Genomic DNA, 22,706 nt, shown 5'->3' on the forward strand with positions numbered 1-22,706 from the left:
ATGCAGCGCTGGATACTTTGGCTCTTGATACCCCTTGTGGTCTGTTTGAGTGGATGCGTCCAAGCAGATATGGTCATCCAGCATCAGGGACAAACTGGGGGGAACCTCACCTACACGCTGACGCTGCCCCAACCCGATCTCCCTTTTACCGAACAGGTGATTCAGCAGGCGCGCCGCTTGGGGGGAACGATCAAGGAACGGGATAAAACGCATCTTCAGGTGACGATTCCCTTTGACACCAGCCAGCAATTGGCCACTATCCTCAACCGCATTGGTGGTGTGCCCTATCTTCCCCAAGTCACTGCTGAGGCGGATATTTTTGACCAGAACTGGTTGCTCTTTGTGCGGGAGCGCTTTCGCTATGACATTGATCTGCGCCCCTTGGGTATTGAGTCCCGTGATCAAGCTGTTCTTGTGGCACCGCAGTCGCTCCTGAAGTTTCAACTTGCCCTAGAAACCCCTTGGGGGGCGCGCCCGATTGAGCGTCCAGCCACTACTGCTGATACCGTGGTCAATCCTCATGTTCAGCGGGGGGGCGATCGCCTGACTTGGACATTGATGCCCGGTTATCTGAATCACCTAGAGGCAGCCTATTGGTATCCAAGTCCCTTGGGTTGGGGCACACTGGCGATCGTGGGCTTGCTGGTGCTGGGCAATTGGTTACGCACTCGCCTGCCTAGGAGTCATTCAACCTAGAGTCCCATGAGATGGTCTGGCCCGCCGCAGAGTTGGCAACGGTATCTTGCCTATTTAATAGCGGGACCTCTGATTGTCCTCAATCTCTGGGTGGCGGAGCAAGTTTACCTCTATTTTGAATATCCGATTAATCTCCTTGTCATTGCCGCCATTTTGGCTTTTTTGCTCAATCAAGTGGTGATTCGCCTCTGTGCTCGTGGTTTGCGGCGGCGGAATGCGATCGCCTTGGTGTTACTGATTACCCTTTTGGTGGTCAGTGTCTTGATGCTGTTGCTGCTCCCCCTTGCTATTCAACAGGCGGAAGAACTCCTAAATCAACTGCCAGAGTTGGCGGATACGGGCAATCAAAATTTGCGCCATCTAGATCAAGTGCTGCGCCGCTACCAGTTCCCTGTGGGGGTGAATGACTTGATGGAAGAGCTGACGATCCAGCTCAAAGGGATTGCCGCCATGTTACCGGGTGTGGCGATTACAACCCTAACTAAATTTGTTGATGTGCTCCTCGTGCTGATCCTAACGGTGTATATGCTCTTTTATGGCAGTGAGATTTGGCGCGGACTCATGAAACTGGTACCCAAGCCTTGGCGGCAGATGGTGGATTACTCGCTGCGGCTGAATATTCGCAGTTTTTTCTCGGCACAGCTTTTTTTGGGGCTGTTTATGTTTCTTGCCCTGATTCCCTTTATGATCGCCTTCAAGGTCAATTTTGGCTTTCTCTTTGCCCTGATCATTGGTATTGCCCAGCTCATCCCTGTGGTGGGGGCGACCTTGGGCATTGGTTTAGTAACACTGCTTATCCTTTTTCAGGATGCGTGGCTGGCTTTGAATATTTTCGTGATTGCTGTGGTCTTGCAACAAATTAAGGATAACGTGCTTACCCCGAAGTTACTGGGGGACTTGATGGGTCTGAATCCCCTCTGGCAGTTTATTGCGCTACTCATTGGCGGACGGGTGGCGGGTTTCTTGGGAATTTTGCTGGCCATTCCCCTAGCCGCAACACTGAAAACCGTCCTCGAGTCTGAGCCTGTCGAAGACACCTAACTAGGCGATCGAATAACTAGGCGATCGAAACGTTTTGATCACCGTACACACCCCATGACCGCAAATGTTCATCATGACGGCATTTGTAGCCCCACCAATCACGCCACTCACAAGGGGAACGGCTCGCGCAGGTAGGGTGAGACTTTTACTCGAGACCTTGCCAAAAATCTGCTGCAAAAGGGGACGCGGAAGCTGCCTGAAGACCGCCATCAGCACTTGGGATAAATTTTTTTGCGCCGCCCGCCGGCCAAAGGTCTTGAAGATTTGCCGACAAAATTGGGTACCGAAGTGGTTTGCAAGTTCAGCGGCAGTAACCCCCAAGGCAGTGGGAATCAGCATCATCAGCACATTTTCGTTTTCAGAATCTAGGCCATAGATGGTGAACAGCGCCGCTGCCAGCTTGATTTGGGCATGGTAAAAGTAGGCAATATCGAGGGGCACGCCAGCCCAGCCCATGACGCCAGTGGCGACTCCAGAACCCACTGACCAGAGGGTGGCTTCATAAATTGCATGGTTGGCCATGCGATCGCGATCGCCCCCCCAGCGAGGATCATGGAGAAATTGGTATCCCCACTGCCGCCCCTCTTCGATGGCAAGGAGCATGAGCTTGAGCAGCCAATCGGGTATAGACGCTGACGCTGTGGCCATAGGCTTAAGAAATAATTGTCAACTTAAGGGATGGCATTGGCATAAATCTACCACAGTCAAAATTGAGCAACAATCTAAAAATGTAAAATTTTAATAAATAAAGTTTTAATAAAAATTATTGGCTAAAGTGTTGGACTGCATGGATGAATGTGAAACTTCAGGGGAGCGATCGCCCCTTGGCAATTTCTCACCGCTACGCGTTTGTTATAGACGGTATCATTCATCGAGGCACTGTTGAACACGCCCAGATTGACCAATAATTCGAAATCTTTTTTCTTTTTCAACCCGATCTTAAGGTGTTATTCTCTATCTGCTTCTGCAGCTTGCCTTAATGCTAAGAAAGCTTCTTTGAGAGGCTGACTCACTGCACTATCGGGTTCATTCAATACTAGCTTTTGATACGCGTCCAAAAACCTGGCTCGTGACCTGTGGAAAAAATGCAAAAAGTGGCGCAAAAAACCTAGTATGGCTTTCGGGGATCAACATCTGGTCGGTCTATTTTGGCTAACAGACAAGCCATAAGAAGTCTTGTGCACACCCGATTACTAATCTGTCGGCACACATACTCAATCCGTGAACGAATATCATGGTCTGAAATAGCCGAATTGTTTATATCTTGATAAGCACGTTTTAGGATGTTTGTAAGAGCCTTATCAGGTGTACTCATTGTTTTTTCCTAAAATAATGTCTTTTGATTGATCGCTTTGGGGGCATAATTTGTCCACAGAATCTCAGTTCGCTCATCTTTGGTCGAATGTATTGTTTTGCTCGGGGCGATATTTTTGTACCAATTCGGAGAAGGATACAACTCGTCCATTAAATCGCAATCGTAACCTGAAATGGCAACAATACCTTGAACTGAATTCAGCACGGACGCCAGCTCACGATGTTCTTTGTTGCTCATTTCATAAGCGTAAGCGTTACTATCGCCCCGCGTGTCATGGACATAAGGTGGATCACAGTAAAAAAGCGTATCTGGTGAGTCGTACAAACGTATGACTTCAATAGCGGGTCTATTTTCTATTTGAACACGCAACAAACGCAGGGCTATATCTGGTAAGTCTTCAATTGCACCAAGCCAGCGAGACACAGCTCCTGACATACCTGCTCTACTCGTGTTTTTGCAATTTGCCCAGCGTCCCAGTGTTGCAGATTGAGCTAGACCAGTTTGCACTTGACGGGCGCGTACATAAAACCTTCTTGCACGTTCAACAGGATCTAAAGATGGGTCTATTTCACAGGCGATTGAAAATTCTTCACGTGAAAAAGGGGTGAGACCAATTGCTCTTATCAAACGCTCTGACTCATCTCGTAAGACGCGGAAGAAATTTGCAACCTCACCATCAACGTCATTATATGTTTCTACAGCTGAAGGTTCTCGGTTCAATAAAACAGCAGCTGAGCCCCCAAATGGCTCACAGTAATGGTGGCAAGAGGGCAATAGAGGCAAAAGCCAATCAAGGTGTGAATATTTTCCACCATACCAACCAAATGCTATTATCCTTTTTCTGCTTCGCTTGACGACTGGGGAAGGTGTGCCGTTTCTCTTCATTACACGATGAGTGCCTTTTGCGATACTTCTCGGTATTGTCCTCTACGATGTCGATACCATAAATTGATGCCACTGCCAGCACCGTGTAGCGCTCATATTCAAGTTGAACCTTGGCATAACGGGCTTCCGCGCGAGGATTTCTACCAAGAAGTTGCCAGTACCGCAGGTGGGTTCCAAGAAACGCGAGTTAATGCGTTCGGTTTCTGGCTGGACTAAATCTAGCATGGCCTGCACGATGTGCTGGGGGGTGAGACTTCACCATGGTCAGGAACGCGGCGTTTGGATTTGACAGTTTTTTCCACGGGGACTTGCTGTAAAGGACTCAATGAGGAGGACTTCCTGCTTTCTATTATTTCGGCACAGCTGCTGTCAGTACTTCGTGCCCCTCGGTGGTGACCAAGACATCGTCTTCGATGCGCACACCAATGCCGCGCCAGCGATCGCTAATCTCGGGCTGACCCTCAGCGGGCATTGCCTCAGGATGAATATAAATCCCCGGCTCCACTGTCAGCACTTGACCCGGTTGCAGCGTGACCCATGTTTCTTTGTTGTGCTTGTAAAGACCGACATCATGGACATCGAGACCCAGCCAGTGACCGGTGCCATGCATAAAGAAGGTGCGATATTTCTGGGTATTGTTCTCTTTGCCTTCGTTGATCAGATCGTCAATCGCTCCCCGCAGCAGGCCAAGCTCTACTAGACCCTCAACGATCACCCGCACCGCCGCATCGTGGATTTGGTTGTAGGTATTCCCCGGTTGCACCTGCTCAATGGCGGCTTTTTGGGCAGCGAGGACAATATCATAGATCGCCTGTTGCTCGCCGCTGAACTGGCCACTCACAGGAAAGGTGCGGGTAATATCAGCGTTGTAGTAGCGATAGGCACAGCCAGCATCAATTAAAAGTAAGTCTCCTGCTGCCATTTGCCGTTGGTTCTCAGTGTAGTGAAGCACACAGGCATTCGACCCCGAGGCAACAATCGAGGGATAGGCCGGGCCATCGCCCCCCCGTAGGCGAAAGAGATGCTCTATCTCTGCCTGAATTTCATATTCCCAGCGTCCGGGGGCAGCCACTTCGCGGGCACGCTGATGGGCTTCGACAGTGATGGCGATCGCTTGGCGCATCAAGGCCAATTCTGCTGCTGATTTAATTTGCCGCATCGGTGCCAAGAGAATACTGGGATCGGCGATCGCCCGTGGGCCTGTGCCCCGTTTTGGTAGTGTCGCCAAGAGGCGCTGATAGTGCTTGAGAATCACTTGATTAAAGCGCTCATTGTGACCAAAGTGGTAATACAGCGGATCCCCCGTCTCCAAATAGCGAGGGAGGTGCTGCTCTAGCTCACTAATGGGATATACGGCATCGGCACCTAATTGCTCCTTGGCTGCTTCTACCCCAAGGCGTGCCCCTGTCCAGATCTCTTGGCTGAGATCCTTGGGCTGCACAAAGAGAACATAGCGATGCTCACTGTGGTTTGGCGCAAAAACAGCAACGGCCTCTGGCTCATTAAAGCCCGTGAGGTAATAAAAGTTACTTTCTTGGCGAAAGTTGTAGTCCACATCATTGTGCATGATGGCGCGCGGGGCACTACAGAAAACAGCGACACCCGTGCCCAATTTCTCTAAAAACTGCTGCTGTCGTTGCTGGTACTCTGTTTTCATCGCGCCTTGAAGAGTGGGTCAACCCTTGGGAATGATGACCCTGAAGTGGTTTGGTGGGGGCGGAGGGACTTGAACCCTCACGACTTGTTTAAGGTCAACGGATTTTCATCCTCCTGCCGCTTTCGCGACCACCCCTTGGGTGTTGAGGATTGGACTCTCCCTTTACCCGCGTAGAGGATCTACGGTAGGGTAGCTCCCGTCGAGTCTCTGCACCTTCCGTTTCCAGTCTGGGTTTGAGAAACGGCTTGGCTCAGGATTGCCCTATTTGCCCTATGGACAAACGTAGGTTTCCCTGAATTTGAGAGCATTCACTTAATAGATTTCTCTACTAAGGCTCAATTTCTTAAGTCCGCAGCGTCTACCATTCCGCCACGCCCCCTTAAGTACCGCTACTATACCACCTTGGCTTTGGGGGATGCAATTCCTACTGGCGTTGGTAATAAGCCCGCAACCCCTCGAGGAGCCGCTGATTTTCGCTGTCACGGCGCACCGCCACTCGGAAGTAGGAAGCGCCCAATTCGGGAAAGCTGCAACAATCACGAATCAAAATGCGATGCTGCTGGAGGAGGTAGGTTTGCAGGGGCAAAATGGCGTCCGTTGCTTTGATGAGTAGAAAGTTTGCCTTACTCTCGGTCACTACCTTCAGTTCGGGCATAGTATTTAAGGCCGTTGCAAAGGCATGACGCGCTGGCGGTAACCATGCCCACGTCTGTTCCTGAAAGGGGCGATCGCCCAAAGCTGTGACACCGGCAATGATTGCTAGACTATTCACACTCCAAGGATCGCGCCACGATCGCCAGCGTTGCCAACGTTCTGGAGAGGACACACCATACCCTAAACGCAGACCCGCCAGACTATAGAACTTCGTTAGCGATCGCAGAACAATCAAGTTGGGGTACTGAGGCACAACCCCCACTAGGGATTCACTAGCCGCCGGCGGCAAAAAGTCCATAAAGGCCTCATCCACGATCACCAAGGCACCCGTCTCTAGCAACGGCTGGAGCTGATTGCGAGACCAGAGCTGTCCACTGGGGTTATGGGGATTGTTAATGAGGATGGCATCTTCAGGGGTTAGGGAGGGCGCGATCGCCCCAAAGTCGCTTTGCACCCGGGCTAGGGGAATCGGCACAATGGGGCAAGCAAAAGACGCCAGTGCCCGCCGGTAGTCAGCAAAGGCAGGAGTAATAAGATAAATCTGCTGGCGATCGCCACACTCGCGACCTACCCAAGTCAATAACTCCGCCGCGCCGTTGCCCACCAAAAAATAATCCCTCGGTAGTTGATGCAGGGTGGCAATAGCATCCACTAAGGGACGGCAATCGGGATCGGGATAGTCGCGAATCGTGGGCAAAGCAGTCTGTAGGGCGGCAATCACTGAATCAGGGGGCCCCCAAGGGTTGAGACTGGCCGAAAAATCCAAAATCTCATCGGGAGCACAGCCAGCGATCGCTGCCGCCCAAGCTAAATTGCCACCGTGGCGGGGGGGCATTCAGACTATTTTTTCTTGCCCTTGGCCGCCGGTTCGGGAGCTGCAGGCGGTGCAACTTTTTCTTTGAAGAGTTTCCCTGCTGAAAAGGCGGGAACGGTAGTTGCTGGGATTTGCATTTTTTCTTTCGTTTTCGGGTTGCGTCCCTCACGGGCCTTGCGCTCCCGCGGTTCAAAGGCACCAAAGCCCACTAGTGTCACTTTTTCTCCCTTGGCCACGGCCTCCATGATTTCCTCGACGGTGGCTGAGATAATCGCCTCAACTTGCTTTTTGGTGACGTTGTTGGTGCTATGGGCACGACTAAACACAGCATCCACGAGTTCAGCTTTATTCATGGGGATAACTCCACAGAAACATTAAAGGTTGTTAATTGAGGAACAAATGGGTGAAAGGCACGAAACCCTTGCCTCTGCTTGCTTTCAAGCCTCATTCTAGAATAGCCAGACCCCAACTGGAACCCTGAAACCTTTAAGATATGTGGTTTTCAGCCACTTTTATCCATTAGAAATTTCTCAAACCCTTGATTCATCAGTCTTTTAGTCTATTCCATCCTCTTTGCAGGGATAGTTTGGGGCAGTGACAGTTGTTAGAAAAATTAACAAATCACGGTGTCCCAAGGTCTGAATATCGCCCCAGAGAACAAAAAAGCCCCATGGCTGAGACGATGGGGCATTCACAAATTTCATGAATTTAATGCTTGGATTCGGAGGATTTGATCACAGCGTATTGGCGATGATCTATCCCCTAGGCATCATCCAAGGCGGCAATACCAGGAAGTTCTTTGCCTTCGAGGAGTTCAAGGCTCGCCCCCCCGCCCGTGGAGATGTGACTCATGCGATCGGCAACGCCCACTTTTTCAACCGCTGCCACAGAATCGCCACCACCAATAATCGTCGAGACGCCCTCACTGGTGAGGTCAGCCAAACAGCGAGCGATCGCCTCCGTGCCCTTGGCAAATTGATCAAACTCAAACACCCCCATTGGGCCATTCCAGATCACTGTTTTGCAATCCTTGAGCGCCTCTTGGAAGAGTTTGACCGAAGCAGGCCCAATATCCAGACCCATCCAGCCATCGGGAATCGCTTCGATACTGACCACTTGACTATTGGCATCGGCGGCAAAGTTATCCGCCACCACGACATCTGTGGGCAAGAGCAACTCCACCCCTTTTTCTTGGGCTTTGGCTGCGAGGTGTTTGGCTAGCTCCAACTTGTCTTCTTCCACCAAGGATTTGCCCACATTGAGACCCCGCGCTTTGTAGAAGGTGAAGATCATGCCGCCGCCGATCAGCAATTTATCCACTTTTTCTAAAAGGGCTTCAATCACACCAATCTTAGAAGAGACCTTAGATCCCCCCACAATCGCAGCCAAGGGACGGCGGGGATGCTCAATGGCGTTTTGGAGATATTCCAGTTCTTTCTCAATCAAAAAGCCCGCCACACAGGGACTGAGGTATTGCGTCACCCCAGCAGTTGAGGCATGGGCGCGGTGCGCAGTGCCAAAAGCATCATTGACATAGACTTCTGCACAGGCCGCTAGTTGCTTGGCAAATTCAGGATCATTTTTTTCTTCCCCCGGATGGAAGCGCACATTCTCGAGGAGACAGACATCCCCATTGGCCATTGCTTGGGTATGGGCCACCACGGCATCACCAATGCAGTCATCGAGCTTGGCCACGGGTTTGTGGAGCAGTTCCGAGAGCCGCTGAGCCACAGGAGTGAGGCGCAGTTTATCATCCACACCCTTGGGACGGCCAAAGTGGCTGACAAGAATCACCTTGGCACCTTTGCTGATCAGGTCTTGAATCGTCGGCAGTGCGGCGCGGATGCGGGTATCATCGGTGATGACACCATTCTCATCGACAGGAACGTTAAAATCCACCCGCACGAGGACACGCTTTCCTTCTAAGTCGGCAGCCGATAACTGTGCCACGGATTTTTTAGACACGCTAGAGCCTCCTAAATGCGTTAAAACATGGATGATGGTACTAGGGGCATAACAATCCCAGCCAGCGATGGAGTGACCCGTTACAGAACCCTCACCTGACCCTCATTCTACCCAAGGGCGTGCCCTTCCACTTGACTCCAATGAGGTGAACTCTATGTTCAAAACCATTCTTTTTCCCATTGACCGTAGCCGTGATACCCAAGAAGCCATGCCCACTGTGGTTGAGATGGTGAAACTGTTTCAGAGTCAGTTGTTTCTGCTCTCGGTGGAGGAAACCCCAGAACCCGATGCGGAGCTAGAGGCGGCGATCGCGGAATTTTTGAATCGAGTGAAGGAAGCCTTTGCCCAACACGCGATTGTGGCGGAAACACTGCTGCGGCGCGGCAAACCTGCCTTTGTGATCTGTGATGTGGCCGATGAGATCAATGCCAGTTTGATTATTATGGGTTGCCGGGGAACGGGTCTGACCCCAGAGGGGTTTCAAGAAAGTGTCAGCAACCGCGTGATTAATTTGGCGCCCTGTCCGGTCTTGGTGGTACCCTAGCGTAACTGAATCTTGCGGAGCTTAAAGTTTCGTCACAGGCGGCCTAGCCCTTGGGGCGATCGCCGATGATCAAGGAAAGTGAATGTGTTGTCTTGTGGTTGATCTGCATGCTGAATCCAACAGATGTAACGCCGACCGTGTTTTCCCCTGCTGCTGATCAACTGCAAGCCCTTGGGGTGTACGTAACCATCCATGGCCATTTCTATCAGCCCCCCCGCGAAAATCCCTACCTCAATGCCATTGAACACCAACCCAGTGCCCAGCCGTTCCACGATTGGAATGAGCGTATTTACTACGAGTGCTATCGCCCCAATGCCTTTGCGCGGATTCTCAACGATCGCGGTGAGGTCATTGGTATTGTCAATAACTTTGAATACCTCAGCTTTAATATCGGCCCGACGCTCTTTAGTTGGCTCGAACGCTACGATCTTGAGGTCTATCAGCGCATTATTGAGGCTGATCGCCACAGTTGTCAGCGCTTCAATGGCCACGGCAACGCGATCGCCCAAGTGTATAACCACATGATTTTGCCCTTGGCCAACTACCGCGATAAACTCACGCAAATTCGTTGGGGCAAGGCGGACTTTCGGCGGCGGTTTGGCCGCGAACCGGAGGGGATGTGGCTGGCAGAAACGGCCATTGACTATGACACCGTAGCCGCCCTGATTGAGGAGGGGATTCGCTTTACGATTTTGGCGCCTTCCCAAGCCCAACGCTGTCGTCCCATTCTTGCCGACGGTGAAAGCGAGTGGATTGAAGTCAGTGGCAGCCAAATTGATCCGACCCGTCCCTATCGCTGCTATTTGCCGGGGGGCGATCGCCAGCGGGATTACTTGGATATCTTCTTCTACGACGGCCCCATTTCGCGGGACATGGGCTTTAGCGATCTGCTCACTAGCTCGCAATTTCTAGCGGGGCGGTTGGGACAGGCCGTGCGCGGTGATCATCGCCCCAGTCAAATCATTGCCGTTGCCACTGATGGGGAAACCTTTGGCCATCACAAGTATGGCGGTGAAAAAGCCCTCGCCTATGCCTTTAAAGTGGAATTTCCACAGCGGGGCTGGCAGATCACTAACTTTGCCTACTACCTCAGCCTGTTCCCGCCCACATGGGAGGTGGAACTCAAACCCGTCACGGCGTGGAGCTGTGCCCATGGTGTGGATCGCTGGCAGGACAATTGTGGTTGCGGTGGGGGCGGTGAGTGGCATCAACGGTGGCGACGCCCCTTGCGGGAGGCACTGAACTGGTTGCGGGATGAGCTAATTGAAATTTATGAAACCTTGGGCAGTGAGCTATTTCAGGATGTTTGGGCAGCCCGCGATGCCTATATTGAGGTGATTGGCGATCGCTCGCCGGAGACTCTGCATCGTTTTTTGGCACAACACCAACGCCGCCCCCTGAGTCAAAGCGAGCAAATTGATGCCCTGCGCTTGCTGGAGATGCAGCACCATGCCCTGCTCATGTTTACCAGTTGTGGCTGGTTTTTTGATGAACTCTCGCGGCCTGAGGGGGTGCAAATCCTCCGCTATGCGGCACGGGCGATCGAACTCGCGGCAGATGTGGCAGGGGTGCAGTTGGAACCCGAGTTTATTGAGCGTCTGGCCGCTGCCCCCAGTAATGTGCCGCAGTTTGGCGATGGGGCAACGGTCTATCACCAGTTGGTGAAAACGGCTCAAATTAGCTTGCAGCAGGTGGCCGCCCACTATGCCATGAGTTCCCTCTTTAATAGCTACCCCCGCCAACATCAACTGTACTGCTATGAGATTGAGCAGGGGGATTATCATCTCCAACGCATGGGCAGCCTGACCTTGGCGATCGGCCAGATTCAACTCACCTCGACGATGACAACCGAGTCCCAACTGCTGATCTTTGCTGTCTTGCACTTGGGGGGCTGGGATTTCCACTGTGCGATTCAACCCTTCCAAGGGCGGCGGGAATATAGCCAGATCAAGACCCATCTCCTGCAAGCCTTCCAACAGGGGAGTGCAGCACGGGTGGTGATGGCAATTACGGAACGCTTTGGGGGGGTAGCCTACAGCTTGGATGATCTCTTTGCTGAGGAACGACACCGTCTCATGGGGGTGCTGGCGCGGGAAACCCTTACGCGCTTGGATCAGCTTTATACCCAAGTTTATCGCGATAACTACGGCATCCTGATGGGGTTTCAGCGGGATGGCCTGAATGTGCCCCAAGAATTGCAAGTCGCGGCAGCGGTGGCGTTGACCCATCGTGCCATTAGCCATTTGCGGAGTTTAGAGCAAGACCTGAGCGATCTCAGTGATTTGCCCTTGGCGGATCTGCAAAACCATCTGGCAGAATTGGCGGCGATCGCCCGTGAAGCACGGTTGTTGGGTTGTCACCTTAGCCTTCAAGAGCAACAGCGACTCCTTGAGCAGCAAATTAGCACTGGATTGCGTTATCTTGCCCACCACCTCGACAGTGACACCCTTAGCCAGTTGAGTCCCCTGCTGCAGGACTTGATCACCATTGGCGATGCCTTAGGTTTGAACCTGAATCTGGATCGGGCACAGGAACAGCTTTATACCCTGATGGGTGAACTGCGGCAGAAGGGCACGCACCTCAGCGAGGGCGATCGGCGGCACCTACAAACCTTAGCTATCCGCCTCAAGGTTGATCCCCAACTATTGGTTGCCCTCTCTTCCTAGGGAAGAATCTCCGTTAAATCCAGCACGAATCCGGGGAGCAGGTCTTCCCCAAAGAGGTGCCGAGGGGCGATCGCGACTTCAGGGGGCATTTGAGAACGGTAGATTTCTACCCGTTGATTTTGCGGGTCAATCAGCCAGCCCAGGTGCAGACCATTGTCCAGATATTCGCGCATTTTGGCTTCGAGTGGCCGCAGATCATCACTGGCAGCGCGCAGCTCAATTACAAAATCGGGACAAAGCGGTACAAATCCTTGCCGTTGTTCGGGGGTCAAGGCGTGCCAGCGATCGCCTCGAATCCAAGCAACATCGGGACTGCGAATGGCGCCGTTGGGCAGCTTAAATCCCGTCGAGGAGTCAAAGGCAACGCCCAATCGGGATTGCTGATTCCAGAGGTACAGTTGAACAGCTATTTGAAGATGACGCCTGCCAGTTTCTCCACCTGTGGGGGGCATAATGATTAGTTCTCCACGGGACGATCGCTCCAGCCGCAGATCAGGGTTTTGGCGGCAAATTGCGGCAAACTGCTCATCGGTTAGTTCCAGCACCGGTTGTAGGGCGATCGTCAGCATGGCTGAGCAGCCTCTCATCGCATTTCCACTACCCCAGTTCTAGCAAATTAGGAAAGTTGCCTCTGACCAGACCCAACCTACGTCCAGTTTCGTTAAAATCAGCGAACTAGCCCCATAGGTTGGCCTAGGTATCACCCAAAAAGTGTGTGAGGAGTACGTATGTCGTTAACGTCCCCAGAAATGGCTGAGGCGTTTGGTGCCGCTTCTGAACGCGGACTAATTCCCCGGGTCTTGCAACCGGCGTTGCACTGGTGGTTATCTGCGCAGTTGGAGCAGGCAACAGGCTTGGAAATTCAAATTCAAGGGGGCGATCGCCAGATTTTGCAGGGATACTTACCCCACGTGCGCGTTGCCGCAGCTAGCGCCAGTTATCGCGGTATTCAATTGCGCCAAGCAGCCGTCCAAGCGGAACAGATTCAGATTAATCTAGGGCAAGTGTTGCGAGGCAAACCCCTAAAACTCTTGGCACCAGTGCCGGTGCGCGGGGAACTAATTCTCAGCCAAGCCGATCTCGACGCCTCTTTGGGGGCGCCGCTCCTGCAATCCAGCCTACGGGAACTGCTGAAATTGCTCGATCAGCGCGGCTTGGGCAAAGCAGGGGTCAATCTGCAGGAGTGGCAATTGCGGCATACGCAGGCAGAATTGGGTGCTGGGTGCCTCAAACTGGTGTTCTCGATGGTGAATGCCCAAGGGGAGCAGGCGGATTGGCATTTGATGACCCAGGTGCGCTTGCAGGATGAGCGAACCCTCTGCTTAGAAAAGGTGCATTGGCAAGGGGAAGGTGACCCTCATCCCACGGTGGCCATTGATTTGGGTGAGGGGGTGGCCATCCAAGAGTTGCGGCTAGAAACGGGTGCCCTCAGGGTGCAGGGAATGATTTGCATTTATCCCTAGGTTGCTCAGCAATGCTGCTACGCGCCCTAAATCCTTGATCCCCGGTTGGCTTTCCACACCACTGGCTAGGTCAATCCCTTGGGGTTGGGTTTGGGCGATCGCTTGACGGCAATTTTCCGGCGTGATGCCCCCCGCCAGCCACCAAGGGCAAGGAATGGCTAAGTCTTTCAGCAATGTCCAGTCAAAGGGCTGCCCCGTGCCCCCCAACTGCTGCGGGTGATAGGCATCTAGGAGAATGCGATCCACAATCGGGGCGTAGGCGGGAATCTCGGCGAGGCTGGCTGCCGATCGCACCCGCAGGGCTTTGATCAACACAATATTAGGGAAGGCATGGCGTACCTGTTGGCAAAACTCGGGCGATTCGCTGCCATGAAGCTGCAGTGCCTGTACCCCTGTGGTTGTGACTAAATGGGCTAATGCTGCTAAATCGAGATTGGCAACCACGGCAACAGTCAGTACTGAGGGCGGCAACTGGCGACAGATCTCGGCAATGGTTGCTGCCGGGACATAGCGGGGGGAATGGGGCACGGTAATAAACCCCAAAGCACTGACGCCCATTTGGGCGATCGCGATCGCCTGTTCGGGTAGAGTCAAGCCACAAATTTTGACAGCAATTTTGACAGGGACAGTTGAGTTAAGCATTTGTAACGAGATGCACCATTTTGTAAAGAACTAGCGGTGGGCGATCAGGCCGTTCCGTATAATTCATGGGCAATTGTACCCATTTAGGAGGAACCATGGTGTTAGCCACGCTCCCCGATACCACTTGGACGCCGTCTGTGGGTTTGGTGGTGATCCTCTGCAACCTGTTTGCGATCGCCATTGGCCGCTATGCCATTCAATCACGGGGAAAAGGCCCCGGTTTACCCGTTTCCTTGCCCGCCCTCTTTGAAGGCTTTGGTCTGCCCGAATTGCTGGCTACCACCAGCTTTGGTCACCTTTTGGCGGCCGGGGTTGTCAGTGGCCTACAGTACTCCGGTGCCCTCTAGGGTCGGAATACCACTGGCAATTTGACGGGAAATAAAGGGCAAAACCTCTGTATTCATACTGGCAGTGCGATTCTCAATAAAGACCACCAAGGTATAGGGGCAATGATTGGGGAGTTCAATATAGGCCGCATCGTGGCGCACCCAACTGGTGAGTCCCGCCTTTGACCACAACTTTGCCCCCGGAGGTAGCCCTTCCCCCAAAAAGCCCTGTACTTGGTTTTCTGGATCCTCGGCCAAAAGCTCTGGATCGAGGGAACGCTCCATCAGTTCCATCATCGCTTGACTGGCGCTAGCAGACACGGCAACACCGCCCACAATACTGTGGATTAACTTAGCCGTGGCATCAGTGGTCAGACGATTAGCATTCTGGCGATCGCGCCCGACAAATTCCTGCTCTCGTCCATAGGGGCCATCACACCACGTTTTTTGATTCACGTTGATATTAGTGAGCTCTGGCCACCCTAAGGATTGAAAATAGCGATTGACGATATTGCGCTGGTATTGCCATGTGCGAAAAGGTTCCGGTGGCAGCACCGGGCCACTAGTCGTCCCCGTGAGCATATCCACCACGAGGCTCGTGGCATCATTGCTGGAGTCCACAATCATATCCCGCAGGGCGCGTGCTAATTCCGCATCCGGCTGAAGCATACCGCTGTGGAGCCACTCATGACAGGCCACCAGATAAAACAACTTCACCACACTGGCCGGGTACATCGGCACATCGCCGCGATAATGGGCGCCGGGAATCGAATACTGCCAAAATTCTGCTGCGGTCAGCGCTCCGCCCGTATTCACGGGAATGGGGGGTGGATACACCAATAAGGTCAGGGCAATGTCCTCTTGTCCCAGCCAAGGAAAGTGTTGCCATGTCGCTTGGAGCGTCCGCGTCACCAAATCCGTGAGATAGGTGTTGGCCTGAAAAAAAATCATTGCCTGTTCCACTCCTACTCGGGCGATCGCTCGACGCCATTGCGCGCACCGGAATAGACCAAGCCCCGCTCCACATCCATAGTGAGAATCGTGCCCTCGCGGATCAGGCGGGTGGCATTTTTGACCCCGACAATCACTGGAATTCCCAAGCGCAACCCCAAGACCGCCGCGTGGCTCGTCAGGCTATCCTCTTCGGTAATAATGCCTGCCGCTTTGCGAATGGCTTCCACCAATTCAGCACTGGTGCGCTCGGCCACCAAAATTTCGCCACTATTAAACGTGCGAACTGGCATTCCTTCGTGCACCACCCGCGCCGGGCCACTCACCGACCCATGACCAATGCCACAGCCGCGTCCCATCACCGAGGTGACGAGTTCCACCTTGATCATATCCGTGGAGCCAGAGACTCCTTGCAGCGTGCCAGCGGTCATCACCACTAGATCCCCTTCCTCTAGGAAGCCCCGCTCCTGTGCCGCATTAATGGCTGCCTGAAACGACTGCCGCATCGAGGGATGATCCAGAGTCAGCAGTGGTTCGACCCCCCAGACTAACTGCAAGCGCCGTGCCACCTCGATATGGGGCGTTGCCGCCAAAATCGGAATTTGGGGACGAAACTTGGAGACATTGCGGGCTGTAGCGCCGCTCTTGGTTTGGGTAATGATGGCCTTGGCATGAAGCTGTGCTGCCACCTGTCCCACCGCTTGACTAATGGCATTGGGAATGGAACGCACCGCTATGGACTCAGCCACGGGCGGTTGCCGCAGTTGGGGTTGGTTGTCGATGCGGGCAGCGATCGTCGCCATCATCTTCACTGCCTCGACGGGGTATTCCCCCATGGCCGTTTCATTGGAGAGCATCACGGCATCGGTGCCATCGAGAATAGCATTGGCGACATCGGAAATCTCGGCACGGGTAGGGCGGGGGCTTTTCACCATGCTGTCCAGCATTTGTGTGGCCGTAATCACGGGAATGCCCAAGCGGTTGGCGGCAGCAATCAGCCGTTTTTGCAGAATCGGCACCTCTTCGGCGGGCAGTTCCACCCCCAAATCTCCCCGTGCCACCATGACACCATCGCAGAGGGAGAGGATGGCATCCATTTGCTCGATCGCCTCGTGCTTTTCGATTTTGGCAATCACCGGCACCTGCTTGCCCGCATTGGCAATCAGTTCTTTGATCTCCAGTACATCTTGGGGATTGCGAACAAAGCTGAGGGCCACCCAATCTACCCCTTGATTGAGGCCAAACATCAGATCTTCACGATCTTTCTCTGTCAGGGCCTTAATGGAGAGGTAAACCCCTGGAAAGTTCACGCCCTTGGCATTCGAGAGCGTGCCGCCAACAACCACTCGGCAGTGGAGTTCACCCGCCTCCTTATCCACTTCTTCAACGACCATTTCCACGCGGCCATCATCCAGCAAAATCGTGGCGCCGGCGGGAACCTCCTGAGCCAAGGGGGGATAGGTAATCGAGCTAATGTGCTGGTTGCCCATGACGGAGCGACTGGTGAGGGTAAAGCGATCGCCCCGTTTGAGGGAAATGGCGCCCTGTTCAAACCGCCCGAGGCGAATTTTGGGGCCTTGCAAGTCCTGCAAAATGCCCACGGGTTGCCCCAACTCATAGGAAATTTGGCGAATCAGGCGAATGCTGCGCTGGTGATCGTCGTGGGTACCATGGGAAAAATTCAGGCGCAGGGTAGTCGCTCCCGCTTGGATAATGGCGCGCAGTTTATCGGGATGGCTAACCGCTGGACCAATGGTGGCGACAATTTTAGTGCGGCGTTGCAACGGCTGGTTCGACATATTCAACTTAATCGTTAGGCCTCAACAGGTTACCCTATTTTGCTTGACATGGGGAGACATGCAGGAGCGTTTTGGACATTGTCCTACCCACGGTAACGGCTGTTGGTGGCAATCGGGTCTTGTTTCTAGCCTACAGCGATCGCTCACCCCTTGAGCGAGGTGCAGCGGCTATAATTTGAGAATAATTCTCGCTCTTAACATCCTGCCTATGACGACTTCTTCCCTGCCTACAACTGCCAAAATGGAGGCAATGAAGCACGGCCTACCGGTAACTATCATTACAGGGTTTCTCGGTAGTGGTAAAACCACACTCCTCAATCATATTCTGACCAATCAACAGGGACTGAAGACCGCCGTCCTTGTCAATGAATTTGGGGAAATTGGTATTGATAATGAGCTATTGGTGACCAAGGATGAGGGCATGGTGGAGCTCACCAATGGCTGTATCTGCTGCACGATTAACAATGACTTGGTGAATGCAGTTTATCGGGTTCTCGAACGTCCTGACAAGGTGGACTATTTAGTCGTGGAAACAACGGGCTTGGCGGATCCACTGCCGGTGGCTCTGACCTTTTTGGGAACTGAGCTGCGGGATCTCACCCGTTTGGATTCAATTATTACGGTGGTGGATGCGGAGAACTTTAGTCTTGATCTTTTCAATAGCAGCGCTGCCCAAAGCCAAATTGCCTACGGTGACATTATTCTCCTCAACAAAGCAGATCTGGTGACTGAGGAACGCTTGCAGGAGTTAGAACGGCGAATTCACGAAATGCGGGAGGGAGCGCGGATCATTTGTACGGTGAAGGCGCAAGTGCCCCTGCCCTTGATTTTGAGTGTGGGGCTGTTTGAGAGCGATCGCTACTTCCAGCCTGAGGCAGCGCCCCAGCATTCAGAACACGACCATGAGCACCACCATCACGACCACGGTCACCACCATCATCATGAGTGTGATGACCATTGCGATCATGATCATCCTCACCCCCATCAGACCTCCAACCACCTTGAAGAGGATGGCTTTACCTCCGTTTCCTTCCAGAGCGATCGCCCCTTTGAACTGCGCAAATTCCAGTATTTTCTGGATCACCAGCTACCGGAATCCGTCTTTCGTGCCAAGGGCATCCTTTGGTTTAAGGAAAGTCCCCGCCGCCACGTCTTTCACCTCAGTGGTAAGCGCTTTAGTCTCGATGATGAGGAATGGAAAGGCGATCGCAAAAATCAACTGGTGCTCATTGGCCAAAATTTGGATCATCCAACCCTGCTGACCCAGTTGGCCGCCTGTGTCACTGACGCATAACCCCCAATCATGGCCAAGCAACGGCGCAAAGAAAACCTTCCCAGCAAAATTTGTCTGGTCTGTGGCCGGCCTTTCCAATGGCGCAAAAAATGGGCGAATTGCTGGGAGGAGGTGAAGTACTGTTCTGAGCGCTGTCGGCGGCGGCGCTCCCAAGCCCAAAGTTAATGTGCTTTTGCTGAATCAAAAGGAATGGTTCTATGAAAGTTGCCTATATTTTTGCCACTGACATGGCCAGCACCTTTAAGCTGGCAACGATGGTTTTACCGCAGCTGGAGCGGGGCGATCATGGCGCTGAAGTGGTGGGTATGATGTTTTTTGATGATAACCTCTTTTGTTTGCGTTTAGGGGATCCCGTTGGTGAGCGCTTAGCCCGCATTGCCAAGGAACAGGGGATTTTACTCATGGCCTGTGATCAGTGTGCGGTGCGCCGTGGTTTGGCCGAAGGAACATTTGACGAATGTGGTACCGGTTCTGTCAAAGCCAAGGGGATGGTTGAAGGGGTAGTGTGTGGCTGCTTTCCGCAGTTTTATGCTAGCCTTGCAGACAGCGGACTCGATCAAGTCATTACCCTTTGAGTCTCTGCTGAGGAAGATGAGTCAACCGTCAGTTGTGTTTTCCAGCACCTTGGTCTGTCCCCATTGTCACACGGAGCAAGCGGAATGGATGCCCAGCGATGCCTGTGTCGTGTTCTGGGAGTGTCCCCAATGTCATGCCCACCTCAAACCCAAGGCGGGGGACTGTTGTGTCTTCTGTAGCTACGGCACGGTTCCTTGCCCATCGCGGCAGCTGGAACACACTGGCGATCGCTAGAATTGGGGGTTGCTACCCCCTGCGGAAACCGCTATCGTGGGGGCGCTTTTGCCTCCCGTGAGTAACCGTATGCAGGCAATCTACGACTGTATTGTGGTGGGTGGGGGTGCTGCTGGCGGGTCAGCCGCCTATCATCTCGCTTGCCGCGGACGTCAGGTTTTAGTTCTAGAAAAATTGGCCTTGCCCCGCTCAAAGCCCTGCACTGGAGGGGTTTCACCCGCCATTGCCCAGTGGTTTGATTTTGATTTTCAGCCCGCCATTGCCGATACCACCCGCACTGTGCGCTACAGTTGGCAGCTCAGTGATGCCATTGAAGCCGAGTTAAGCATTCCCGAACCCATCTGGATTGTTGATCGCACGGTGTTTGATCAGTACCTGTTGCAGCAGGCACAACAAAGGGGTGCGGTTGTTACAGATCAGACCGAGGTTACTGGGATTACGTTCCAAGCAGATCGCTGGCAGATCCACACGGCAACCACGACCTATGGTGGGCGGTATCTCATTGCTGCCGATGGTGCCAATAGTCAAGTGGCTCAGTGGCTGGGGTTTAAGCCCAAAGTGGTGCGCACGGCGGCGGTGATGACCATCCCCAATCTAGGGGGGGATCGCGCGGCGCATTTTGAATTTGGCCTCGTGAAAAATGGTTACCTCTGGAGTTTTCCGAAGGGGAACCAGCGAACCGTTGGGGTTGCTGTTGTGCGGGGCAGCGATCGCCCCAATTGGGAACCGATTTTGCAACAGTATTGCGCTGCCCATGGGCTGCAGTTGGCCGACGCTGCCATTCAATACCATCCCCTGCGGGTATGGGAGGGTCAGCAACCACTCCATACCCACCATGCCCTCCTTGCGGGTGAAGCCGCTGGTCTGGTAGATCCCTTTTCGGCTGAGGGAGTTCGTCCTGCTCTCTACAGTGGCATGCGGGCTGCTGAAGCCATTGACGCAGCTCTTGCTGGCGAAGTGGATGCCTTGGCCACCTACAGCAAAAGATTGCAGGAGGAATGGGGAGCGGATTTAGTGTGGGCGCAACGCCTCGCAGCACTCTTCCATCGCATGCCGAAGGTCGGCTACCACCTTGCCATGAAACGCCCCTCCGCTACCCAGCGGCTCGGTCAAGTCCTCTGTGGTGAGTTGCGCTATCGCGATATTGCTGGCCGTGCCATCCAACGGCTCAGCAGTTCCCTGATTCCCGGACGTTAGATCTCCACTTCAATGGCGGTGGGCTGATTGGGGGCGATCGCCAGCCCTTCGCGGACGCCGAGAATGCGAAAGACCTGAATTTTGCGCTCTTTGCCCTTGAGTTCCAACGGTCCCCATGCCTCGACCTCGTAGCGATCGCCGAGATACTCCAGCGTTTCCTGTGCCACTAAAATCCGACAGGGGCTAGGCTGGCGGTGCTTGTCCACACTCTCAAGGCGCGAGGCGGTATTCACACTGTCGCCAATCACACCGTACTCGAGGCGATTTTTACTACCGAGACTGCCGACCACAATCGGACCTGTGTAGATCCCCGCCCGCATCATCACCTGCGGTAACCCTTGAGCCGCCCATTCACGATTCAGTTCCTCTAGTAGTTGTCCCAAGGCCAAGGCACAATCCACGGCATTGCGGGCATCAATGGCAATTCCTTCGCGGCTGGTTCGTTTAATGGGCACGCCAAACACGGCCATAATGCCGTCACCGGTGAACTTATTAATCACGCCGTGGTAGCTTTGTACCACATCCGCCACTTTTTCGAGATAGGCATTGAGCCAGTTAAAGAGTTCCTCCGGTTCCATACCTTCAGAAATGGTGCTAAACCCCTTCAAGTCAGTAAAAAGCAGTGTGGCAATCAGGCGTTGGCCGGGCAACTTACCATCCTTGAGGAGTTCATCCCGCCGTTCCCACATGGCAGCGGCAATTTCCGGTGAGATATTTTGGCCAAGGAGGCGCATCACCATTTGCCGTTGCTGTTGGGCTTGTTGTGCAGTGTAGGTGACGACTCCGCCACTGCCAAGGAGGAGGGTCAATGCTGGCGGTACAAGGGGCACCCAGCCCAATTTCAAAAACAACCCATAACAGGCCAGCAGTAGGATGAGGAGAGCCGTGCCCACTGCCGTTGCTAGAGCCAAGGGATGGCGCACGCGCCAAGCAAGGATGGCACCAATCAATGCCCAAAGAACAATCCAAACGTTCTCGACACTGTTGGGCCAAAACCATATAACCGCGCGATCGCCCAAACCCGCATCAATGAATTGCCCCACCATTTGGGCGTGGATAAACACCCCTGCCATGCGCTGATTGTCCCGCAGGCCGGAACTAAAGGGGGTATAGAAAAAGTCTTTGCCACTTTCGGCAATGTTGCCAATGAGAACCACGCGATCGCGAATCAATGCAGGAGCAACCCGCCCATTGAGCACATCCTCCAAAGGTACCCAAGTCACTGCCCGCTGATCACCGCGATAGTTGAGCATAATTTGATAGCCCGCCGTATCGGCACCCACATAACCGCCGTCATTGGGTTGCAGGGGTGTGAAAATACTCTGCCCCAACTGCATTACATTGGGATCGGCATCACTGCCCCGTGGCTCAATCCCCCCATCGGCTAAGTACCGCAGCGCCAGCCGCAAGGAGAAAGAGTACAGCGTATTCCCCTGATCGTCCGGCAAAAATAACAAGCTGCGACGGACAATGCCACCGGCATCCACAGTGACATCATTAAATCCCACCTGATCGGCACTGAGGGCCGCCGGCGGACGAATGGTTGGGTGAGTGGCATCCCCTAGTTTCGTGACCGCAAACAGGCGATCGGAACTTAACCAAAGGCGGTTTAATTCCTCATGTCCCGGCGGTACAGCAAAATCGCGGTAAATATCAAGACCAATGGCACGGGGCTGATGTTTGAGGAGTTGTTTTAGAGCTTGGGCATAGATCTGATCCGGCAGCGATAGGGAGCGGTAACGTTGAATATCGGCTTCGGTGACTGCCACCACCAAGAGTCGCGGATCGGGGCCGGGCATAGGGCGCAATTGCATCAGGCGATCGTAGGCACCCAATTCCAGGGGTTGGAGCCAACCCATTTCGCGAATCCCAATCACCACCGTGCTGGCGATGGCACTGGCTACGACAATCAGACCCAGATCAGCAAAGGTGCGGCGAAAGTGGGACAATAGGGGCAGCATAGCTTTGCAAGCAAGCAAGAGATTTT

Annotated in this window: 22 protein-coding genes and 2 pseudogenes; 11 read left to right on the forward strand and 13 right to left on the reverse strand. The window is 53.5% G+C overall.

From position 1 onward, the window contains the following. Together RHH81_RS08700 and RHH81_RS08705 are read left to right on the forward strand one after the other, a co-directional pair. Nucleotides 1-696, forward strand: a complete 696-nt coding sequence (locus tag RHH81_RS08700; protein ID WP_310744283.1) for a DUF3153 domain-containing protein — start codon at nucleotides 1-3, stop codon at nucleotides 694-696. Between the two features lie 6 nt (nucleotides 697-702). Then, nucleotides 703-1,737, forward strand: a complete 1,035-nt coding sequence (locus RHH81_RS08705) for an AI-2E family transporter (protein WP_206199845.1) — start codon at nucleotides 703-705, stop codon at nucleotides 1,735-1,737. Here the strand turns inward: RHH81_RS08705 and RHH81_RS08710 are convergent, their stop codons facing one another. From RHH81_RS08710 to RHH81_RS08735, 8 genes and pseudogenes are all read right to left on the reverse strand, one after another. Next, nucleotides 1,738-2,385 (reverse strand): hypothetical protein, encoded by a 648-nt coding sequence (locus RHH81_RS08710; RefSeq protein ID WP_310742913.1) that lies wholly within the window; start codon nucleotides 2,383-2,385, stop codon nucleotides 1,738-1,740. A 299-nt stretch (nucleotides 2,386-2,684) separates the two neighbouring features. Beyond that, a pseudogene (locus RHH81_RS13090) lies at nucleotides 2,685-2,849 on the reverse strand (DNA methyltransferase); the annotation flags it as partial. Nucleotides 2,850-3,061: 212 nt separating this feature from the next. Then, entirely contained in the window at nucleotides 3,062-3,937 is an 876-nt protein-coding gene (locus tag RHH81_RS08715; protein WP_310742914.1) for a DNA adenine methylase, read from the reverse strand. A gap of 13 nt (nucleotides 3,938-3,950) precedes the next feature. Further along, nucleotides 3,951-4,239: pseudogene (locus tag RHH81_RS13025) on the reverse strand (N-6 DNA methylase); the annotation flags it as partial. A 47-nt stretch (nucleotides 4,240-4,286) separates the two neighbouring features. Beyond that, a complete protein-coding gene (locus RHH81_RS08720; RefSeq protein ID WP_310742915.1) occupies nucleotides 4,287-5,594 on the reverse strand; it encodes an aminopeptidase P N-terminal domain-containing protein in 1,308 nt (435 codons plus the stop codon). A gap of 424 nt (nucleotides 5,595-6,018) precedes the next feature. Next, a complete protein-coding gene (gene cobD, locus RHH81_RS08725; RefSeq protein WP_310742916.1) occupies nucleotides 6,019-7,083 on the reverse strand; it encodes a threonine-phosphate decarboxylase CobD in 1,065 nt (354 codons plus the stop codon). Between the two features lie 5 nt (nucleotides 7,084-7,088). Next, nucleotides 7,089-7,415, reverse strand: coding sequence for an HU family DNA-binding protein (locus RHH81_RS08730; RefSeq protein ID WP_190278230.1), 327 nt, complete (start codon nucleotides 7,413-7,415; stop codon nucleotides 7,089-7,091). A 409-nt stretch (nucleotides 7,416-7,824) separates the two neighbouring features. Beyond that, complete coding sequence (locus RHH81_RS08735) at nucleotides 7,825-9,027, reverse strand: phosphoglycerate kinase (protein ID WP_302678089.1); 1,203 nt, start codon at nucleotides 9,025-9,027, stop codon at nucleotides 7,825-7,827. A gap of 154 nt (nucleotides 9,028-9,181) precedes the next feature. On the opposite strand from RHH81_RS08735, the gene RHH81_RS08740 reads away from it, so the two are divergent. Continuing rightward, the gene (locus RHH81_RS08740) at nucleotides 9,182-9,571 is read left to right on the forward strand and encodes a universal stress protein (RefSeq protein WP_206199852.1); all 390 of its coding nucleotides are present in this window, start codon (nucleotides 9,182-9,184) and stop codon (nucleotides 9,569-9,571) included. 107 nt (nucleotides 9,572-9,678) lie between these two features. Then, nucleotides 9,679-12,237 carry a DUF3536 domain-containing protein gene (locus RHH81_RS08745; RefSeq protein WP_310742917.1) on the forward strand — a complete coding sequence of 853 codons (2,559 nt, stop codon included), beginning with the start codon at nucleotides 9,679-9,681 and terminating at the stop codon, nucleotides 12,235-12,237. On the opposite strand, the gene RHH81_RS08750 is transcribed toward RHH81_RS08745, so the two are convergent. Further along, nucleotides 12,234-12,824 carry a Uma2 family endonuclease gene (locus tag RHH81_RS08750; protein WP_310742918.1) on the reverse strand — a complete coding sequence of 197 codons (591 nt, stop codon included), beginning with the start codon at nucleotides 12,822-12,824 and terminating at the stop codon, nucleotides 12,234-12,236. The two genes, RHH81_RS08745 and RHH81_RS08750, sit on opposite strands and share 4 nt — an antisense overlap. A 141-nt stretch (nucleotides 12,825-12,965) precedes the next feature. Between RHH81_RS08750 and RHH81_RS08755 the strand changes: the two genes are divergently transcribed. After that, the gene (locus RHH81_RS08755; RefSeq protein WP_310742919.1) at nucleotides 12,966-13,700 is read left to right on the forward strand and encodes a DUF2993 domain-containing protein; all 735 of its coding nucleotides are present in this window, start codon (nucleotides 12,966-12,968) and stop codon (nucleotides 13,698-13,700) included. On the opposite strand, the gene RHH81_RS08760 is transcribed toward RHH81_RS08755, so the two are convergent. Continuing rightward, the gene (locus RHH81_RS08760) at nucleotides 13,650-14,342 is read right to left on the reverse strand and encodes a phosphoribosylanthranilate isomerase (RefSeq protein ID WP_206199855.1); all 693 of its coding nucleotides are present in this window, start codon (nucleotides 14,340-14,342) and stop codon (nucleotides 13,650-13,652) included. The genes RHH81_RS08755 and RHH81_RS08760 overlap by 51 nt on opposite strands. Before the next feature lie 95 nt (nucleotides 14,343-14,437). On the opposite strand from RHH81_RS08760, the gene psaK reads away from it, so the two are divergent. Beyond that, on the forward strand, nucleotides 14,438-14,689 hold the full coding sequence (gene psaK, locus RHH81_RS08765) for a photosystem I reaction center subunit PsaK (RefSeq protein ID WP_225901542.1): 252 nt from the start codon (nucleotides 14,438-14,440) through the stop codon (nucleotides 14,687-14,689). Here psaK and RHH81_RS08770 read toward each other — a convergent pair. Both RHH81_RS08770 and pyk read right to left on the reverse strand, forming a co-directional pair. After that, the gene (locus tag RHH81_RS08770) at nucleotides 14,666-15,619 is read right to left on the reverse strand and encodes a serine hydrolase (protein WP_310742920.1); all 954 of its coding nucleotides are present in this window, start codon (nucleotides 15,617-15,619) and stop codon (nucleotides 14,666-14,668) included. The genes psaK and RHH81_RS08770 overlap by 24 nt on opposite strands. A 14-nt stretch (nucleotides 15,620-15,633) precedes the next feature. Further along, a complete protein-coding gene (gene pyk / locus RHH81_RS08775) occupies nucleotides 15,634-17,418 on the reverse strand; it encodes a pyruvate kinase (protein ID WP_302676097.1) in 1,785 nt (594 codons plus the stop codon). Between the two features lie 208 nt (nucleotides 17,419-17,626). Here pyk and RHH81_RS08780 point away from each other — a divergent pair, with 208 nt between their 5' ends. From RHH81_RS08780 to RHH81_RS08800, 5 genes are read left to right on the forward strand one after another with little or no spacing between them, the layout of a single operon-like run. Next, nucleotides 17,627-18,712 carry a GTP-binding protein gene (locus RHH81_RS08780; RefSeq protein WP_310742921.1) on the forward strand — a complete coding sequence of 362 codons (1,086 nt, stop codon included), beginning with the start codon at nucleotides 17,627-17,629 and terminating at the stop codon, nucleotides 18,710-18,712. A 9-nt stretch (nucleotides 18,713-18,721) separates the two neighbouring features. Next, nucleotides 18,722-18,877 (forward strand): DUF2256 domain-containing protein, encoded by a 156-nt coding sequence (locus RHH81_RS08785; protein WP_206199860.1) that lies wholly within the window; start codon nucleotides 18,722-18,724, stop codon nucleotides 18,875-18,877. 32 nt (nucleotides 18,878-18,909) lie between these two features. Then, a complete protein-coding gene (locus RHH81_RS08790) occupies nucleotides 18,910-19,287 on the forward strand; it encodes a SaoD/DsrE family protein (protein WP_302676094.1) in 378 nt (125 codons plus the stop codon). A 16-nt stretch (nucleotides 19,288-19,303) separates the two neighbouring features. Next, nucleotides 19,304-19,522 carry a GDCCVxC domain-containing (seleno)protein gene (locus RHH81_RS08795; RefSeq protein ID WP_206199861.1) on the forward strand — a complete coding sequence of 73 codons (219 nt, stop codon included), beginning with the start codon at nucleotides 19,304-19,306 and terminating at the stop codon, nucleotides 19,520-19,522. Nucleotides 19,523-19,531: 9 nt separating this feature from the next. Next, nucleotides 19,532-20,719, forward strand: a complete 1,188-nt coding sequence (locus tag RHH81_RS08800) for a geranylgeranyl reductase family protein (RefSeq protein WP_310742922.1) — start codon at nucleotides 19,532-19,534, stop codon at nucleotides 20,717-20,719. Here the strand turns inward: RHH81_RS08800 and RHH81_RS08805 are convergent. Continuing rightward, entirely contained in the window at nucleotides 20,716-22,680 is a 1,965-nt protein-coding gene (locus RHH81_RS08805; RefSeq protein ID WP_206199862.1) for a CHASE2 domain-containing protein, read from the reverse strand. The two genes, RHH81_RS08800 and RHH81_RS08805, sit on opposite strands and share 4 nt — an antisense overlap. Nucleotides 22,681-22,706: the final 26 nt, after the last annotated feature.

The sequence above is a fragment of the Thermosynechococcus sp. PKX95 genome, from assembly GCF_031583295.1.
GTDB lineage: Bacteria > Cyanobacteriota > Cyanobacteriia > Thermosynechococcales > Thermosynechococcaceae > Thermosynechococcus.

Excerpts from the sequence above, each read along its gene's own strand:
- RHH81_RS08715 (WP_310742914.1), bottom strand. The coding sequence starts at position 3,937 with ATGAAGAGAAACGGCACACCTTCCCCAGTCGTCAAGCGAAGCAGAAAA.
- RHH81_RS08755 (WP_310742919.1), top strand. The coding sequence starts at position 12,966 with ATGTCGTTAACGTCCCCAGAAATGGCTGAGGCGTTTGGTGCCGCTTCT.
- RHH81_RS08730 (WP_190278230.1), bottom strand. The coding sequence starts at position 7,415 with ATGAATAAAGCTGAACTCGTGGATGCTGTGTTTAGTCGTGCCCATAGC.
- RHH81_RS08705 (WP_206199845.1), top strand. The coding sequence starts at position 703 with ATGAGATGGTCTGGCCCGCCGCAGAGTTGGCAACGGTATCTTGCCTAT.
- RHH81_RS08790 (WP_302676094.1), top strand. The coding sequence starts at position 18,910 with ATGAAAGTTGCCTATATTTTTGCCACTGACATGGCCAGCACCTTTAAG.
- RHH81_RS08795 (WP_206199861.1), top strand. The coding sequence starts at position 19,304 with ATGAGTCAACCGTCAGTTGTGTTTTCCAGCACCTTGGTCTGTCCCCAT.
- psaK (WP_225901542.1), top strand. The coding sequence starts at position 14,438 with ATGGTGTTAGCCACGCTCCCCGATACCACTTGGACGCCGTCTGTGGGT.
- RHH81_RS08760 (WP_206199855.1), bottom strand. The coding sequence starts at position 14,342 with ATGCTTAACTCAACTGTCCCTGTCAAAATTGCTGTCAAAATTTGTGGC.
- RHH81_RS08710 (WP_310742913.1), bottom strand. The coding sequence starts at position 2,385 with ATGGCCACAGCGTCAGCGTCTATACCCGATTGGCTGCTCAAGCTCATG.
- RHH81_RS08785 (WP_206199860.1), top strand. The coding sequence starts at position 18,722 with ATGGCCAAGCAACGGCGCAAAGAAAACCTTCCCAGCAAAATTTGTCTG.
- RHH81_RS08750 (WP_310742918.1), bottom strand. The coding sequence starts at position 12,824 with ATGAGAGGCTGCTCAGCCATGCTGACGATCGCCCTACAACCGGTGCTG.
- RHH81_RS08780 (WP_310742921.1), top strand. The coding sequence starts at position 17,627 with ATGACGACTTCTTCCCTGCCTACAACTGCCAAAATGGAGGCAATGAAG.
- RHH81_RS08805 (WP_206199862.1), bottom strand. The coding sequence starts at position 22,680 with ATGCTGCCCCTATTGTCCCACTTTCGCCGCACCTTTGCTGATCTGGGT.
- RHH81_RS08700 (WP_310744283.1), top strand. The coding sequence starts at position 1 with ATGCAGCGCTGGATACTTTGGCTCTTGATACCCCTTGTGGTCTGTTTG.
- RHH81_RS08770 (WP_310742920.1), bottom strand. The coding sequence starts at position 15,619 with ATGATTTTTTTTCAGGCCAACACCTATCTCACGGATTTGGTGACGCGG.
- pyk (WP_302676097.1), bottom strand. The coding sequence starts at position 17,418 with ATGTCGAACCAGCCGTTGCAACGCCGCACTAAAATTGTCGCCACCATT.
- cobD (WP_310742916.1), bottom strand. The coding sequence starts at position 7,083 with ATGCCCCCCCGCCACGGTGGCAATTTAGCTTGGGCGGCAGCGATCGCT.
- RHH81_RS08720 (WP_310742915.1), bottom strand. The coding sequence starts at position 5,594 with ATGAAAACAGAGTACCAGCAACGACAGCAGCAGTTTTTAGAGAAATTG.
- RHH81_RS08745 (WP_310742917.1), top strand. The coding sequence starts at position 9,679 with ATGCTGAATCCAACAGATGTAACGCCGACCGTGTTTTCCCCTGCTGCT.
- RHH81_RS08740 (WP_206199852.1), top strand. The coding sequence starts at position 9,182 with ATGTTCAAAACCATTCTTTTTCCCATTGACCGTAGCCGTGATACCCAA.